Annotated in this window: 14 protein-coding genes; 4 read left to right on the top strand and 10 right to left on the bottom strand. The window is 68.6% G+C overall.

The window, feature by feature from the left end:
- Positions 1-193: 193 nt before the first annotated feature.
- The 4 genes from ABZW18_RS02435 to ABZW18_RS02420 all read right to left on the bottom strand — a co-directional run bounded on the left by ABZW18_RS02435 (position 194) and on the right by ABZW18_RS02420 (position 4388).
- Entirely contained in the window at positions 194-1816 is a 1623-nt protein-coding gene (locus ABZW18_RS02435; RefSeq protein ID WP_356180898.1) for a ubiquinol-cytochrome c reductase cytochrome b subunit, read from the bottom strand.
- Entirely contained in the window at positions 1813-2880 is a 1068-nt protein-coding gene (locus ABZW18_RS02430) for a Rieske 2Fe-2S domain-containing protein (protein ID WP_356180895.1), read from the bottom strand. Before ABZW18_RS02430 ends, ABZW18_RS02435 begins: the two co-directional genes overlap by 4 nt.
- Complete coding sequence (locus tag ABZW18_RS02425) at positions 2877-3686, bottom strand: c-type cytochrome (protein ID WP_356180892.1); 810 nt, start codon at positions 3684-3686, stop codon at positions 2877-2879. The genes ABZW18_RS02430 and ABZW18_RS02425 overlap by 4 nt, the downstream gene beginning before the upstream one ends.
- Before the next feature lie 81 nt (positions 3687-3767).
- On the bottom strand, positions 3768-4388 hold the full coding sequence (locus ABZW18_RS02420) for a heme-copper oxidase subunit III (RefSeq protein WP_356180890.1): 621 nt from the start codon (positions 4386-4388) through the stop codon (positions 3768-3770).
- Between the two features lie 270 nt (positions 4389-4658).
- On the opposite strand from ABZW18_RS02420, the gene ABZW18_RS02415 reads away from it, so the two are divergent.
- Positions 4659-5060, top strand: a complete 402-nt coding sequence (locus ABZW18_RS02415; protein ID WP_356180888.1) for a hypothetical protein — start codon at positions 4659-4661, stop codon at positions 5058-5060.
- Positions 5061-5074: 14 nt separating this feature from the next.
- Here the strand turns inward: ABZW18_RS02415 and ABZW18_RS02410 are convergent, their stop codons facing one another.
- From ABZW18_RS02410 to coxB, 4 genes are all read right to left on the bottom strand, one after another.
- Complete coding sequence (locus ABZW18_RS02410) at positions 5075-6304, bottom strand: Ig-like domain-containing protein (RefSeq protein WP_356180885.1); 1230 nt, start codon at positions 6302-6304, stop codon at positions 5075-5077.
- A 129-nt stretch (positions 6305-6433) separates the two neighbouring features.
- On the bottom strand, positions 6434-6832 hold the full coding sequence (locus ABZW18_RS02405; protein ID WP_356180882.1) for a cytochrome c oxidase subunit 4: 399 nt from the start codon (positions 6830-6832) through the stop codon (positions 6434-6436).
- Entirely contained in the window at positions 6829-8550 is a 1722-nt protein-coding gene (gene ctaD, locus ABZW18_RS02400) for a cytochrome c oxidase subunit I (RefSeq protein ID WP_356180879.1), read from the bottom strand. Before ctaD ends, ABZW18_RS02405 begins: the two co-directional genes overlap by 4 nt.
- Positions 8547-9566 (bottom strand): cytochrome c oxidase subunit II, encoded by a 1020-nt coding sequence (gene coxB, locus ABZW18_RS02395; RefSeq protein WP_356180877.1) that lies wholly within the window; start codon positions 9564-9566, stop codon positions 8547-8549. The genes ctaD and coxB overlap by 4 nt, the downstream gene beginning before the upstream one ends.
- Before the next feature lie 315 nt (positions 9567-9881).
- Between coxB and ABZW18_RS02390 the strand changes: the two genes are divergently transcribed.
- Positions 9882-11303, top strand: a complete 1422-nt coding sequence (locus tag ABZW18_RS02390; RefSeq protein ID WP_356180875.1) for an aminotransferase class V-fold PLP-dependent enzyme — start codon at positions 9882-9884, stop codon at positions 11301-11303.
- Between the two features lie 106 nt (positions 11304-11409).
- Here the strand turns inward: ABZW18_RS02390 and ABZW18_RS02385 are convergent, their stop codons facing one another.
- Positions 11410-12384, bottom strand: a complete 975-nt coding sequence (locus tag ABZW18_RS02385) for a carbohydrate kinase family protein (RefSeq protein ID WP_356180873.1) — start codon at positions 12382-12384, stop codon at positions 11410-11412.
- Between the two features lie 178 nt (positions 12385-12562).
- Between ABZW18_RS02385 and ABZW18_RS02380 the strand changes: the two genes are divergently transcribed.
- Both ABZW18_RS02380 and ABZW18_RS02375 read left to right on the top strand, forming a co-directional pair.
- Positions 12563-12784: a hypothetical protein gene (locus tag ABZW18_RS02380; RefSeq protein WP_356180870.1), complete on the top strand. Its 222-nt coding sequence runs from the start codon at positions 12563-12565 to the stop codon at positions 12782-12784.
- A gap of 115 nt (positions 12785-12899) precedes the next feature.
- Positions 12900-14552: a hypothetical protein gene (locus ABZW18_RS02375; RefSeq protein ID WP_356180868.1), complete on the top strand. Its 1653-nt coding sequence runs from the start codon at positions 12900-12902 to the stop codon at positions 14550-14552.
- Positions 14553-14639: 87 nt separating this feature from the next.
- Here ABZW18_RS02375 and ABZW18_RS02370 read toward each other — a convergent pair whose 3' ends face one another.
- A complete protein-coding gene (locus ABZW18_RS02370; protein WP_356180866.1) occupies positions 14640-14996 on the bottom strand; it encodes an iron-sulfur cluster assembly accessory protein in 357 nt (118 codons plus the stop codon).
- Between the last annotated feature and the right edge of the window lie 202 nt (positions 14997-15198).

The following is a 15198-nucleotide window of genomic DNA, read 5'->3' as shown; positions in this document are numbered from 1 at the left end:
GCCGGCCCTCCGGGCCCGCCGCAAGCCTATCCGCGGCCGGCCGCGGCATCGCCTCCGTGCCCGTACTGCGGACAATCGGTGAGACGAACCCCGGGACAAACCCGGGACAAACGCCGAGGGCCCCGGCCGACCCCTGGCAGGGTCGGGCCGGGGCCCTCGGGTGCGGCTTCAGCCGTGGCGGCTCAGTGGCGGCTCAGTGGTGGCCGTGACCGCTGGTGATCTCCCGGTACTCCTCGGGGCTCGGCTTGGGGATCTGGTTGTGCTCCCCGTACCAGCCCTGGGAGAGCCTGGCCCGCAGCTTCTGCACCGGCGAGATCTTGCGCCTCACACCGTTCTCGTCGACCTCCGGGCCGAGCTCGACCGGCTCGTGCTGCTCATGCTGGGTCAGCGTGTACAGCGCCTCCTGCGGCAGCGGCTCGTGCACCTCCACGAACTCACCGTGCGGCAGCCGCTTGATGATCCCGGTCTCACGACCGTGCAGCACCTTCTCCCTGTCGCGCCGCTGCAGACCCAGACAGATCCGCTTGGTCACGAGGAAGGTCAGCACCGGTAGGACGAAGAAGCCGATCCGGCCGAACCAGGTGATGGCGTTGATCGACAGATGGAAGTGAGTCGCCCAGATGTCGTTGCCACCGCCGACGAGCAGGATGAAGTAGACGCTCAGCCAGGCCGCACCGAAGGCCGTACGGGTCGGGGCGTTACGCGGGCGGTCCAGGATGTGGTGCTCGCGCTTGTCCCCGGTGACCCAGGACTCCAGGAACGGCCACACGGCGATGGCGACCAGCACCAGCGGGAAGATCATCAGCGGGATGAACACGCCCAGCGCGAGCGTGTGCCCCCAGAAATTGATCTCCCAGCCCGGCATCAGCCGGATCAGGCCCTCGGAGAAGCCCATGTACCAGTCGGGCTGCGCGCCGGTGGACACCTGGTCCGGCCGGTACGGGCCGAGCGCCCAGATCGGGTTGATGCTGGCGATGGCGGAGATGACCGCGGTCAGACCGAAGACGACGAAGAAGAAGCCTCCGGCCTTGGCCATGTAGACCGGCAGCAGCGGCATTCCGACCACGTTCTTGTTCGTGCGGCCGGGGCCCGGGTACTGCGTGTGCTTGTGGTAGAAGACCAGGATCAGGTGCGCCACCAGCAGGCCGAGCATGATGCCCGGCAGCAGCAGGACGTGGATCGAGAAGAACCGCGGCACGAAGTCCGTACCCGGGAACTCACCGCCGAACAGGAAGAACGAGAGGTACGTGCCGACGATCGGCATCGACAGGATCGCGCCCTCCATGAAGCGCACACCGGTGCCGGAGAGCAGGTCGTCCGGCAGCGAGTAGCCGGTGAAGCCGGTGAACATGCCCAGCACGAGCAGCAGGAAGCCGAACATCCAGTTGAGCTCGCGCGGCTTGCGGAAGGCTCCGGTGAAGAACACCCGCATCATGTGGACGAACATCGCCGCGATGAAGATCAGGGCGCCCCAGTGGTGGATCTGCCGGATGAGCAGACCGCCGCGTACGTCGAAGCTGATGTCCAGGGTCGAGGCGTATGCCTCGGACATCCGGACACCCTGCATCGGAACGTAACTGCCGTGGTAGACGACCTCGTTCATCGCCGGGTGGAAGAACAGCGTCAGATATACACCCGTGAGGATGATGATGATGAAGCTGTAGAGCGCGACCTCACCGAGCATGAAGGACCAGTGGTCCGGGAAGATCTTGCGCATATTCGCCTTGGCCAGGCCGTAGATGCCGAGCCGGCCATCCGCCCAGTCTGCGATCCGCTCGCCGCGCGGCGGCGTGCGCGTGTCCTTTGCAGTACTCATCCGCGCTCCCAGAAGCTCGGGCCGACCGGCTCCGCGAAGTCGCCGAGCGCCTCGAGGTAACCGTCCTTGTTCACACCGATCCGCAGCTGGGGCAGAGCGTGGCCAGCCGGGCCGAAGATCACTCGACCGCCGTCGGTGAGGTCGAAGGTGGACTGGTGGCACGGGCAGAGCACATGGTGCGTCTGCTGCTCGTACAGGCTGACCGGGCAACCGACGTGGGTGCAGATCTTCGAGTAAGCGACGATGCCCTCGTGCGACCAGTCGAGCTCGCGCTTGTCCTTGATGTTCTCCGGCTGCAGCCGCACGACCATCAGAGCCGCCTTCGCGATTTCCTTCTGGAACTCATGCTGGTCCTCCTCCAGGCCCTCGGGCTGGGCGAAGGTCAGCGAACCGACGACGACGTCCTCGGGACGCAGCGGCTCATTGGTGTTCACGTTGACCAGCAGCTTGCCCTTGGCCCACAGGGTGTGGCGGAGCTTGGTCCCCGGCGCCGGGCCGAGGCCGCCGAGCAGCATCACACCGGAGAGCGGGACCATCGCCAGCGCACCGAACATGGTGGTGCGGATCAGCTTCCGCCGACCCAGGGCCGATTCCTTCGCGCCCTGCTTGAAGTCGGCCATGACCTTGGCCCTGACCTCGGGAGGGGCCTCGATCGGATGCCGCTCGTCGGGGGTCTCCACATCGGACATCAGGGTGCGGGCCCAGTGGACCGCGCCCGCGCCGATGCAGAACAGCGCCACGCCCAGAGTGAGACCGAGGGCGAAGTTCAGCGCGCTGATGTGGCCGATCGGGAAGACGTAGATGATCTTCTCGACCGGGACGGCCACATACGCGACGATGAAGGCGATCGTGGCGATCATGGACAGGGTGAAGAGGAAGGCGACCGCGCGCTCCGAGCGCTTGGCGGCCCGCTCGTCGATGTCCTGGACGCGAGGCTTGTGGGGCGGCAGCCCGGGGTCGGCGAACGGATCGGCCGCCGGGGCTACCGCGCCGGTGCGAGCCGTTTCCCGCTCACTCGGCAGGTGTTCTTCGGACACGTCTTTGTTGGATCCACTCTGACTCATGACTTCTTGGCCTTTGCGGTGTGCGCGGCGACCCATACGGCGGCGGCGATCATCACGCCCAGGCCGAAGATCCAGCCGAAGAGGCCCTCGCTGACCGGGCCGAGCCCGCCCAGCTCGAAGCCGCCGGGGGACTCGGCTTCATCGCTGTTCACCGTGTGGAGGTAGGCGATGATGTCCTTCTTGCTCTGCTCGGGCATCGTGGAGTCCGGGAAGGACGGCATCTGCTGCGGGCCGGTCTGCATGGCCTGGTAGATGTGCTTGGGCTCTACGTCGTCGAGCTCCGGGGCGTACTTGCCGCCGGTGAGGGCACCGCCCTTGCCGGTGAAGTTGTGGCACTGCGCGCAGTTCTGGCGGAAGAGGTCTCCGCCCTTCGCGATGTCCGCGCCCTGCGGGTCGTACTGCTCCTCGGTGGGCGTGATCGGGCCCGCGCCGAGCGAGGCGATGTACGCGGCCAGCTGGTCGATCTCGGCCTGCGTGTAGACCGCCGGCTTCTTCGGCGCCTGGGCACCGGGCTGCTGGGCCGGCATACGGCCGGTGCCGACCTGGAAGTCCACCGCGGCGGAGCCGACGCCGACCAGGCTCGGGCCGTCGGAGGACCCCTGACCGCCGGTGCCGTGGCAGCTGGCGCAGCCCACGGAGTAGAGCTTCTTGCCCTCCTCGATGGCAAGGGACTGGGCGGCGCCGTCGGCATGTGCCTTGTCCGCGGGCGCGAACGCGGCGTACAGCCCCCCGGTGACCGCCAGCGCGAAGAGTAGGACGACGAGCGCCGCCAGCGGATGGCGCCGTCGTGCGGAGAGCTTTTTCACGGATTACCCCGGTGTCAGGATCTTCTGCGTCGATGCTTCTGGCTGTGTCTGTCTGGTAACGCGGGCCGGATGCGGGCCCGGTTACTTGATCATGTAGATCGTGGCGAAGAGGCCGATCCAGACGACATCGACGAAGTGCCAGTAATAGGACACGACGATGGCCGCCGTGGCCTGTTCGTGGGTGAACCTCTTGGCGGCGTACGTCCTGCCCAGGACCAGCAGGAAGGCGATCAGACCGCCCGTCACGTGCAGGCCGTGGAAGCCGGTGGTCAGGTAGAACACCGAGCCGTACGGGTCGGACTTGAGCGAGAGGCCCTCGTGCCTGACCAGCTCGGTGTACTCGAACACCTGGCCGCCGATGAAGACCGCGCCCATCACGAACGTGACCACGAACCAGGAGCGCAGCTTCTTCACATCGCCACGCTCAGCGGCGAAGACGCCCAGCTGGCAGGTGAGGGAGGAGAGCACCAGGATCGTGGTGTTCGCGGCCGAGAACGGGAAGTTCAGCGTGGACGCCATTTCCTTCCAGTGCTCTGCGCCGGTCACCGATCGCAGGGTGAAGTACATCGCGAAGAGGGCCGCGAAGAACATCAGCTCGGAACTCAACCAGATGATGGTTCCGACGCTGGTGAGGTTCGGTCGATTGACCGACGGGTGCGCGTGCCCGGTTTCTACTGTCGTTGCTGTCGCCACGACCGACATTATGTCGGTCGCTTATCCCGCCCTCACCCCGGGGGGTGCCGTTCGGCGCGTTGAAGACGTGTGCCCTGCTCGTACGGCCCATGGGGACCGTAGCTCGATGGAGGGAAGCGCAGCTTCCGGGGCGTTCCGGCGGTCCCGCTCCGGCCTGTCCTGACGGGCCGTCCGTCCGATCCTGGATGCGTACGAACCCTCCTCCGCGGGCCCTGCGCGGAGTAGCATCCGCGCAACGGTCCAACCCGTAACTGTGCTGTCCGGAAGCCTGGAGGAACGATGCAGCCGACCGCCTCGGTGCTGGTCTACAGCGACAACGCCAACACCCGGGAGCAGGTACGGCTGGCGGCGGGGCGCCGGCCCGCCCCCGACCTTCCGGAGGTCGAGTACCTGGAGTGCGCGACCCTGCCGGCCGTCCTCAGTGCGCTGGAGGCCGGCGGGGTCGACGTCTGCGTGCTGGACGGTGAGACGGCGCCCATCGGCGGGATGGGCGTCTGCCGGCAGATCAAGGACGAGATCTTCCGCTGCCCGCCCGTACTGCTGCTGATCGGCCGCCCGCAGGACGCCTGGCTGGCGACCTGGAGCCGGGCGGACGCGGCGGTGACACACCCGGTGGACCCGGTTGAGTTCGCCGACGCCCTGGCAGCGTTGCTGCGCACCCGGCTCGCCATCGAGGCCTGACGCCTGCGCCCCGCTCAGATCCGGGGCCGTAGCCGGGCCGCGTCGGCGGGGCCGCTGCCGTCGCGGGTCCCCGCGGGGACCACGGCACTGCCCTTCCGCCACTTCGCCCAGTCCACGTTCCAGTCGCCGAAGCCGTTGTCGAACGGCGTCATATCCGCGCCGCCGCTGTTGACGACCTTGACGATGTCGCCCACGCGCACGGTGTCGAAGAACCACTTGGCGTTCTCGGTGCTCATGCCGGTGCAGCCGTGGCTGACGTTGGCCGCGCCCTGCGATCCGACGGACCAGGGCGCCGCGTGGACGTACTCCCCGCTCCAGGTGACCCGGGTCGCCCAGTAGACCCCGAGGTCGTAGAAGTCGGCGGAGCCGATGCTCGCGCTGGTCATTCGTACGAAGGATTCCTTGCCGAGGATCGTCTTGACACCGTTGCGGGTGTCGTAGCCGGGCTTGCCGGTGGTCACCGGGATGGTGCGGATGACCTCGCCGTTGCGGTAGACGGTCATCTGGTGCGCGGCGGCGTCGGTGACGGCCTCGAGCCGGTCGCCGATCTGCATCTTCACGGGCTTGGCGGAGCCGCCGTACAGGCCGCCGATCTTGATGCCGTCCAGTGTGCTGCGCACCTCGACCTGCGCCTTCGCCGGCCAGTAGTCGCGCGGGCGGAAGTGGAGCGTCTTGTCGTTGACCCAGTGCCAGCCGCCGTCGACGCGGGGCTTGGAGTCGACCTTCAGGGCCCGTTCGACCGTGGCGCGGTCCTCGCGGTCGGTGACGGGATGGCTCAGCTCTGCCGTGACCGGCTGGCCGACGCCGTAGGTGCCGCTGTCGGGGCCGAGGGAGATCCGCAGCCGCTTGTCCGAGGCCTTGGTGTCGAAGCCGACTATGCGGCGGCCGGGCGCGCCGTCCTCGTCCTCGGTACTCACCCGGACGGAGTAGTGGGCGCCTGCGGCCAGTGGGGAGGTGCTGTGCCAGCTGGAGCCGTCGGCGGTGAGTTCGCCGCGTACGTAGCGCCCTGTGGCGTCGGTGGCGGTCACGTCGGTTATCCGGTCGTCGCCCTTCGCGGATATCTCGAGTGGCTTGTCCGGGTCTATCTTCCCGCCGTCGTCCGCGTTGACGGCTATGGCACCGGCCGCGTCGTACGGCTGTGCGGACAGCGGGTGTTCGTCGTCGCAGGCGGTGACGGAGACCGCCAGGGGGGCTATCAGCAGAGCGCAGCTCGCTGCCGTCCGGAATCGAGAAGTGTGACTCATGGTCACAAAGTAAGAAAAAGGTGGCGGATGTGCCCGCCGGGCGCATGCAAATGGGTCAGGCCCGGCAAACCGCAAGGGTTGCCGGGCCTGACCCGTACTGAGCTGTGCCGTGCTGTGCGCCGCTGAGGGCTACTGGTTCGCGTTCTCGCCGCGGTAGTACTCGAAGACCCAGCCGAACAGGCCCACGAGGATGACCGGCAGCGAGAAGTAGAGAAGCCACCAGTCGAAGACGACGCCCAGGAAGGCGAGCGCGCCGCCGAACCCCAGGGAGAGCGGCTGCCAGCTGTGCGGGCTGAAGAAGCCCAGCTCACCGGCGTCGTCGGCGACGTCGGCGTCCTTCTTGTCCTGCGCCCCCGTGTCCACCCGGCGGGCGGTGAAGGCGAGGTAGTAGCCGATCATGATGCTCAGGCCGAAGGCGAGGAACAGCGCCGTCGTACCGACCGGCTCCTTCGACCACACGCCGTACACAATGGCCATGGCCAGCATGAAGACGGCCAGCCAGATGAACATGCGTCCCTGGATCTTCACTTCCCGGCCTCCTTGCCACCGGCGAGCGCGGCTCCGGTGTACTCGAGCTGGTCGAGCGCGGCGATGTCGGGGTGGTGGAGGTCGAACGCCGGGGATTCGGAACGGATCCGCGGCAGGGTGAGGAAGTTGTGCCGCGGCGGCGGGCACGAGGTCGCCCACTCCAGCGAGCGGCCGTAGCCCCACGGGTCGTCGACCTCGACCTTCTTCCCGTACTTGGCGGTCTTCCAGACGTTGTAGAGGAACGGAAGGACCGACAGGCCGAGCACGAACGAACTGATCGTCGAGATGGTGTTCAGCGTGGTGAAGCCGTCGGCGGCGAGATAGTCCGCGTAGCGCCGCGGCATGCCCTCCGCACCCAGCCAGTGCTGCACCAGGAACGTCCCGTGGAAGCCGATGAACAGCGTCCAGAACGTGATCTTGCCGAGCCGCTCGTCCAGCATCTTGCCGGTGAACTTCGGCCACCAGAAGTGGAAGCCGGCGAACATCGCGAAGACCACGGTTCCGAAGACCACGTAGTGGAAGTGGGCCACAACGAAGTACGAGTCCGAGACGTGGAAGTCCATCGGCGGCGAGGCCAGGATGACACCCGTCAGACCACCGAACAGGAAGGTGACCAGGAAGCCGACCGTCCACAGCATCGGAGTCTCGAAACTCAGACTCCCCTTCCACATGGTGCCGATCCAGTTGAAGAACTTCACACCGGTCGGGACCGCGATCAGGAAGGTCATGAAGGAGAAGAACGGCAACAGAACACCACCGGTGACATACATGTGGTGGGCCCAGACCGTCACCGAAAGACCAGCGATCGAAATCGTCGCCGCGACCAGACCGATGTAGCCGAACATCGGCTTCCGGCTGAATACCGGAATGACCTCGGAAACGATGCCGAAGAATGGCAACGCGATGATGTACACCTCTGGATGGCCGAAGAACCAGAAGAGGTGCTGCCACAGCAATGCGCCGCCATTGGCCGAATCAAAGATATGCGCCCCGAATTTACGATCCACTTCCAGGGCGAACAGCGCGGCGGCCAGCACGGGGAAGGCGATGAGCACCAGCACACCGGTGAGCAGCACGTTCCAGGTGAAGATCGGCATCCGGAACATCGTCATGCCGGGAGCGCGCATGCAGATGATGGTGGTGATGAAGTTGACCGAGCCGAGGATCGTGCCGAAGCCGGAGAAGGCCAGGCCCATGATCCACATGTCGGCGCCGATGCCCGGCGAGCGGACCGCGTCCGACAGCGGCGAGTAGGCGAACCAGCCGAAGTCGGCCGCCCCCTGCGGGGTGAGGAAACCACCCACCGCGATCAGCGAGCCGAAGAGATACAGCCAGTACGCGAACATGTTCAGCCGCGGGAACGCCACATCGGGCGCGCCGATCTGCAGCGGCATGATCCAGTTCGTGAAACCGGCGAACAGCGGCGTCGCGAACATCAGCAGCATGATCGTGCCGTGCATCGTGAACGCCTGGTTGAACTGCTCGTTCGACATGACCTGTGTGCCGGGGCGAGCGAGTTCGGCGCGCATCAGGAGCGCCATCACTCCGCCGATGCAGAAGAAGGCGAACGACGTGACGAGGTAGAGCGTGCCGATCGTCTTGTGGTCAGTGGTCGTGAGCCACTTCACCACAACGTTGCCCGGCTGCCTCCGGCGCACCGGCAGCTCGTCCTCATAGGCGGCCGTGTCGGCACCCTGGGGTTCGTTGAGGATGCTCACTTGTCACTCTCCGCATCATGCGACTTGCCGTGCGCGGACGACTCGTCGTCGCCGCCGACGCCCGTGTGGCCGGGGAAGTTACCCGTGCCCAATCCCGGAATGCCCGCGTCGATGTAGCCGGTCTGACCCTGCTTCGCCAGGTCCTTCAGGTGCGCCCGGTACCGCTCCGGGGAGACGACCTTGACGTTGAAGAGCATCCGGGCGTGGTCGACACCGCACAGCTCGGCGCACTTGCCCCGGAAGGTGCCCTCCTTGCTCGGAGTCGCCTCGAAGACGTTGGTCTGGCCGGGGATGACGTCCTGCTTCATCAGGAACGGCACGACCCAGAAGGAGTGAATGACATCGCGCGAGGTCAGGACGAACCGGACACGTTCGCCCTTCGGCAGCCACAGGGTCGGTCCCGGGCTCGGGTTGCCCGGTGTCATCTCCCCCGGCGTGCCGGTCTCGTAGACGCCCTCGGCGCCGCCCGGCATCCCCTCGAGCTTCTTGGGGGCGATGCTCTCGAGCTGCTTGGCGAGCTTGTCGGGCGTGGTGGTGTCGCCGTCCACGTTCTCGATGTAGTTGAAGCCCCAGCTCCACTGGTAGCCGACGACGTTGACGACGTGGTCGGGCTTCTTGGTGACCTTGAGCAGTTCGCTCTCATCGCGCGCGGTGAAGTAGAAGAGGACCGCGACGATGATGATCGGGACCACCGTGTAGAGGGCCTCGATCGGCATGTTGTACCGAGTCTGCGGAGGGATCTCGACCTTGGTCCTGCTGCGGCGGTGGAAGATGACCGCCCACAGGATGAGGCCCCAGACCAGCACACCCGTGGCGAGCGCAGCCGCCCACGAGCCCTGCCACAGGGAGAGGATCCGCGGCGCCTCCTCCGTGACCGGGGTGGGCATACCGAGGCGGGGGAAGTCCTTGTATGTGCAACCGGTGGCGGTCGCAAGGACCAGGCCCGCGGCCAGCGCCTGCGGCAGCTTCCGCCGCATCGGGCGCCGCGACGAGCGGTCGGAGCCGTAGGGACTCACGTAGCGCCTTCCCGAGAATCTCGCCCGCGCGGCCGGCTGCGGCCGTCTGCTGGTCGGTCGCCGGCCCTGGCGCGGGCAGGGGTTTGGATGTTTATGCGGAGCAAACCCTACTGGACGCAATTTGGGGTCGCGCGGGGAGGGTGCCCAACGCGCCGCCGGGCTCCACGAAGGTGTGGAATCGGGGGCTCCGGGAGCGTTCTGACGTGCCCTCGCCTCGGTGTTTTCCGGCTCCGGCGGCAGCCCGGACCGGACGGCGTGCCGCGAGCCCCCGGGCAGCCGCTCCGGGTCGCGGACGTGGAGCGTAGCGTTTTGTATGTGCCCTACTTCGACGCCGCGTCATCCGCACCGCTGCATCCCGTCGCCCGCCAGGCGCTGCTCGCGTCACTCGACGAGGGGTGGGCCGATCCGGCGCGGCTCTATCAGGAGGGACGGCGGGCGCGGCTGCTGCTCGACGCATCGCGCGAGGCGGCCGCCGAGGCAGTGGGCTGCCGGCCCGACGAGCTGTCCTTCACCCCCTCCGGCACCCGCGCCGTACACAGCGGGATCGCCGGGTCCCTGGCCGGGCGGCGGCGCGTCGGGCGCCATCTGGTCGTGTCAGCCGTGGAGCACTCCTCCGTCCTGCACGCCGCCGCTTCCCACGCGGCGGACCGCGGGACGGTCACCGAGGTCGGCGTGGACCGTAAGGGCCGGGTGGCCCCCGAGGCGTACGGCCGGGCGCTCCGGGCCGACACCGCACTCGCCTGTCTGCAGTCCGCCAACCACGAAGTGGGAACCGAGCAGCCCGTGGCCGATGTCGCACAGGCCTGCGAGGGAGCAGGAGTTCCGCTGCTGGTGGACGCGGCGCAGTCACTGGCCTGGGGCCCGGTCGAGGGCCGCTGGTCACTGCTCGCCGCCAGTGCCCACAAATGGGGCGGACCACCCGGTGTCGGACTGCTGGCCGTGCGCAAGGGGGTCCGGTTCGCGTCGCAAGACCCGGCGGACGAGCGGGAGTCGGGCCGCGCGCCGGGGTTCGAGAACATCCCTGCCGTGGTCGCGGCAGCGGCGTCGCTGCGCGCCGTTCAGCAGGAGACCGCCGCCGAGGCGGAGCGGCTGCGCGGGCTGGTGGAACTGATCCGGACGCGGGTTCCGGAACTGGTGCCGGATGTGGAGGTCGTCGGCGATGCCGTACGGCGGCTGCCGCATCTGGTCACCTTCTCGTGTCTCTATGTCGACGGAGAGACCTTGCTGCACGAGCTGGACCGGGCGGGCTTCTCGGTGTCCTCGGGGTCCTCGTGCACCTCCAGCACGCTCACGCCGAGCCATGTGCTGCGGGCCATGGGGGTGCTCTCGGAGGGCAACGTCCGGGTCTCTCTGCCCATCGGCACGGCACAGGACGACGTGGAACGGTTCCTCGCCGTACTGCCGGGCGCGGTGCGGGACGTACGCGAGCGGCTGGGCGCGCCGTCGGCGGCCCCGCCGGTCGCCGAGACTCGCGGGGCTGCCACGGCGGACGGCGAAGCGCCCGCCCCTGCCGCCGCGCTGACGGTCGACGCGCTGGGCAGGCGCTGCCCCGTCCCGGTGATCGAGCTGGCGAAGGTGATCGGGGATGTGCCGGTGGGCGAGATGGTGGCGGTGCTGTCGGACGACGAGGCGGCCCGGCTGGACATCCCGGCGTGGTGCGGGATGCGCGGCCAGGAGTACGTGGGCGAGCGCCCGGCGGAGCGCGGCACCGTCTATCTGGTGCGGCGCCGGGAATAGCCGATCCGCCCCGCGTTGTGCTGGGCGGGGCGGATCGGTGGCGCTCTCGGGCTGTGGCTGCCCGGCTCCCACACACTCGCGGGCAGGCAGCCGGGGCAGCCGGGTATCAGGCCAGGTGTTCCCGGACCTCGGCGGCCGCCTCATGGCCGTAGGCCTTGGTGAAGCGGTCCATGAAGTGGCCGCGCCGCAGCTCGTACTCCTGGGTGCCCAGCGTCTCGATCACCAGGGTCGCCAGCATGCAGCCCAGCTGGGCCGACCGCTCCAGCGAGAGATCCCAGGACAGGCCCGCCAGGAAGCCCGCGCGGAACGCGTCGCCGACACCGGTGGGGTCGACCTTGGCCTCCTCGTCGGGGCAGCCGACCTCGATCGGGTCCTCGCCGCTCCGCTCGATGCGTACGCCGCGGGCCCCGAGGGTGGTCACGCGGGTGCCGACCTTGCCCAGGATCGCGTCCGCCGACCAGCCCGTCTTGGACTCGATCAGGGCCTTCTCGTACTCGTTGGTGAAGAGGTAGGTCGCGCCGTCGACGAGGACCCGGATGTCGTCGCCCCCCATACGGGCGAGCTGCTGGGAGGGGTCGGCGGCGAACGGGATCCCACGCGAGCGGCACTCCTCCGTGTGCCGGATCATCGCCTCGGGGTCGTCGGCACCCACGAGCACCAGGTCGAGCCCGCCGACCCGCGACGCGACCGGCTGGAGCTCGATGTTCCGGGCCTCGCTCATCGCGCCGGTGTAGAAGGACGCGATCTGGTTGTGGTCGGTGTCCGTGGTGCAGACGAAGCGGGCGGTGTGCAGCACCTCGGAGATACGGACCGAGGTGGTGTCCACCCCGTGCCGGTCGAGCCATGAGCGGTACTCCGCGAAGTCCGTGCCGGCGGCGCCGACCAGGATCGGGCGCAGCCCCAGCACACCCATGCCGAAGCAGATGTTGGGGGCGACACCGCCTCTGCGCACATCGAGGGTGTCGACCAGAAAGGAGAGGGAGACGGTGTGCAGTTGGTCCGCGACCAGTTGGTCGGCAAAGCGGCCGGGGAACGTCATCAGATGGTCGGTGGCGATGGAGCCGGTGACAGCGATTCGCACAGCGGGTCTGCTCCTGCGACGGGGTGGAGTAGAAGGACAGTTCACGCTACCTGTTCCCCGCGCACCGTCCGACAGGACAAATCTACCCGATAGTAGGTCTTTCTTCGCCCCGGGAAGGATGCATACGGTGCGTTGGTACGGGGTCCGGCCCTGCGGACCCCACGGACCGGGAGTCTCCATGCCGAAGAAGCACGTCGAGTCCACTCCCCAGCCCCTGAGCGCCGAGCCCGAGTCGCTGGCGCAACTGCGCGGTGACTGCGCGCGGATGGCATCGCACTGGTCTGCCGCCCCCGCCGCCCCGCACCCGCACGAGCCCGTGTCGCCATCGCGTATCCACGGAATCGAGGTCCCGCCGACCTCCGCCCATCTGCTGGACGGAATGTCCGAGTACGGCGACTGAGGCAGCCGCGGTCCTGAACCAAGGGGAACCGCGCGCTCCCCCGCTCCGTCCAATCCGCGTCCTCCGGATGGAGGATCCGACATCACCTGTCGGGCGGAGTCGAAGGAGCAATGCGGTGAGCACCGAGCACACTCCCCCTGCCTCCGGCGGTGGGACCCCCACGGAGGGCACACCGGCGGATCGCACCCCGGACACCCAGCGGCACCGGCGTTCCACCCTCATCGCCGTATCGGTCGCGGCGGCGGTTCTGCTGGCCGGCGGCGGAGGCGCGTACTGGGCCTCGACCGCTTCCGACGGCGAGGGCGACGGCGGCGCGCCCGCGGCCGGTCAGGGCGACCCGCCGCCGCTGGAACTGGACGGTTACAGCGGCGGCGGGTCGCCCGGGAGCAGCTCGGGGATCGCCCCGGGTGAGCCGGACCCGGCGGGTGCGCGCTACCACGCGCAGGGCACGCTGCCGGACGGGCCGGAATCGGCCCCCGTATACCGGGCGCAGGCGGAGGTGTCCCGCGCGCAGGCGGAGCGGCTGGCGAAGGCGCTCGGTGTGCGGGGGGCACCGCGGCTGGTCCAGGACACCTGGAAGTTCGGGCTGACCCGTGACGCGTCGGGGCCGACCCTGGAGGTCAGCAAGAAGGCCCCGGGCACCTGGACGTACGTCCGCTACGGCAAGGGGGGCGCCGTCGAGTGCACCGAGCCCCCGATGAGCGGGCCGAAGGACGGGAAGGGCGGCGAGGACGCGTCCACGGCGGTGCGCTGCCCCGCCCCGGGTGACCTTTCACAGGGGTCGGACGGCGGCGAGGACGGCGCCGGGCCGGTCTCCGAGGAGAAGGCGAAGAAGGCGGTCGGACCCGCGCTCGAGGGCATCGGGCTGAGCGACGCGAAGCTGGACGCGCGGCAGACGATGGGCGCCATCCGGGTCGTGAACGCGGATCCGGTGCTGGGTGGGCTGCCCACGTACGGCTGGCACACCGGCCTGCAGGTCGGCTCGGACGGTCAAGTGGTCGGCGGCTCCGGGCATCTGACGGAGCTGAAGAAGGGCGCGGAGTACCCCGTACTCGGCGCCGCGGAGACGATGAAGGAGCTCAACAAGTCGGCCGGCGGGGGCGGCGGGGTAGGCATCGGCGGTTGCGCCTCGGCCGTGCCGCACGAGGGTGCTGTCGGCATCGAGGGGGGCGGCAAGGCGAAGTCGAAGCCGTGCGCGACACCCGGCGAGGCGACTCCGAAGCAGGAGCAGAAGCCGAAGCCGGTGGAGGTCCGCGACGCGGTCTTCGGCCTGGCGGTCCACCTTGTGGCCGGGCAGCAGGCGCTGGTGCCGTCCTGGATGTTCGAGGCCGAGCAGCCGGGCGCGACGGGCCCGCGGAACACCTTCACGGTGACCCACCCCGCGGTGCAGCGCAGGTACATCGCGGAGCCCTCTCCGAGCCAGGCTCCCAGCCGTGCACCCGGCACCGAGAAGCCCGGTGACCGGCCGACCGGCGAGCCGGCGCGGCCCGGCGGCGGCTCCGGCCCGGCGCACATCGAGTCCTACAGCGCCGACGGCCGGACCCTGACCCTGAGCTTCTGGGGCGGGGTGTGCAGTGACTACTCGGCCTCCGCCGATGCGTCTTCGGGCACGGTGAAGGCCCAGGTCACGGGCGAGGAGAAGGAGCCCGGCAAGAAGTGCATCAAGATCGCGAAGCAATTCGAGAAGAAGGTCACACTGGACAAGCCGCTGGGCGACCGCAAGGTCGTGGACGCCTCGACGGGCACAGCGGTCCCGAAGAAGGAGTGACCGGCGCCGTACAGACGGACTGAAGGCGGCGGACCCTGGGGGTCCGCCGCCTTCGCGTCGTGGTTCGCGAGCCCGAGCCCGTGACTCCTAGTGGAAGGAGTCGCCGCAGGCGCAGGAGCCGGTGGCGTTCGGGTTGTCGATCGTGAAGCCCTGCTTCTCGATGGTGTCGACGAAGTCGATCGATGCGCCGACCAGGTACGGGGCGCTCATCCGGTCGGTGACGACCTTGACACCGTCGAAGTCCTTGATCACATCGCCGTCGAGCGAACGCTCGTCGAAGAAGAGCTGGTAGCGCAGGCCTGAGCAACCGCCGGGCTGGACGGCGACGCGGAGCGCGAGGTCGTCACGGCCTTCCTGCTCCAGCAGGCCCTTGACCTTGGCCGCTGCGGCGTCGGACAGGAGGATGCCGTCACTCGCGGTGGTCTTCTCGTCCTGAACGGACATCTGCTTCTCTCCCGGGTTGTACGGACTGCTTACCGTCGGCTGCAACCGACGGGGCCGCGGATTCATTCCGCCCTGGACACGTTCTTTTCCCTCTTCATGCTCGCACACCGCCACCGCTCGGAGGACTGGCCGCCGGTCGCGGCTCCGCCACATGGGGATGCGTCACATCGACACGATGGCCATCGTCAAACTGACGTGAAGC

Origin of the sequence: Streptomyces sp. NPDC004647 (assembly GCF_040609575.1) — a bacterium.
Classification (GTDB): Bacteria; Actinomycetota; Actinomycetes; order Streptomycetales; family Streptomycetaceae; genus Streptomyces.
This window is presented reverse-complemented; position numbering and strand designations above follow the sequence as displayed.

Bases quoted from the DNA above. Each gene is read 5' to 3' on its own strand.
- ABZW18_RS02435 (WP_356180898.1), bottom strand. From the start codon at position 1,816: ATGAGTACTGCAAAGGACACGCGCACGCCGCCGCGCGGCGAGCGGATC.
- ABZW18_RS02430 (WP_356180895.1), bottom strand. From the start codon at position 2,880: ATGAGTCAGAGTGGATCCAACAAAGACGTGTCCGAAGAACACCTGCCG.
- ABZW18_RS02420 (WP_356180890.1), bottom strand. From the start codon at position 4,388: ATGTCGGTCGTGGCGACAGCAACGACAGTAGAAACCGGGCACGCGCAC.
- ABZW18_RS02415 (WP_356180888.1), top strand. From the start codon at position 4,659: ATGCAGCCGACCGCCTCGGTGCTGGTCTACAGCGACAACGCCAACACC.
- ABZW18_RS02410 (WP_356180885.1), bottom strand. From the start codon at position 6,304: ATGAGTCACACTTCTCGATTCCGGACGGCAGCGAGCTGCGCTCTGCTG.
- ABZW18_RS02380 (WP_356180870.1), top strand. From the start codon at position 12,563: ATGCCGAAGAAGCACGTCGAGTCCACTCCCCAGCCCCTGAGCGCCGAG.
- ABZW18_RS02370 (WP_356180866.1), bottom strand. From the start codon at position 14,996: ATGTCCGTTCAGGACGAGAAGACCACCGCGAGTGACGGCATCCTCCTG.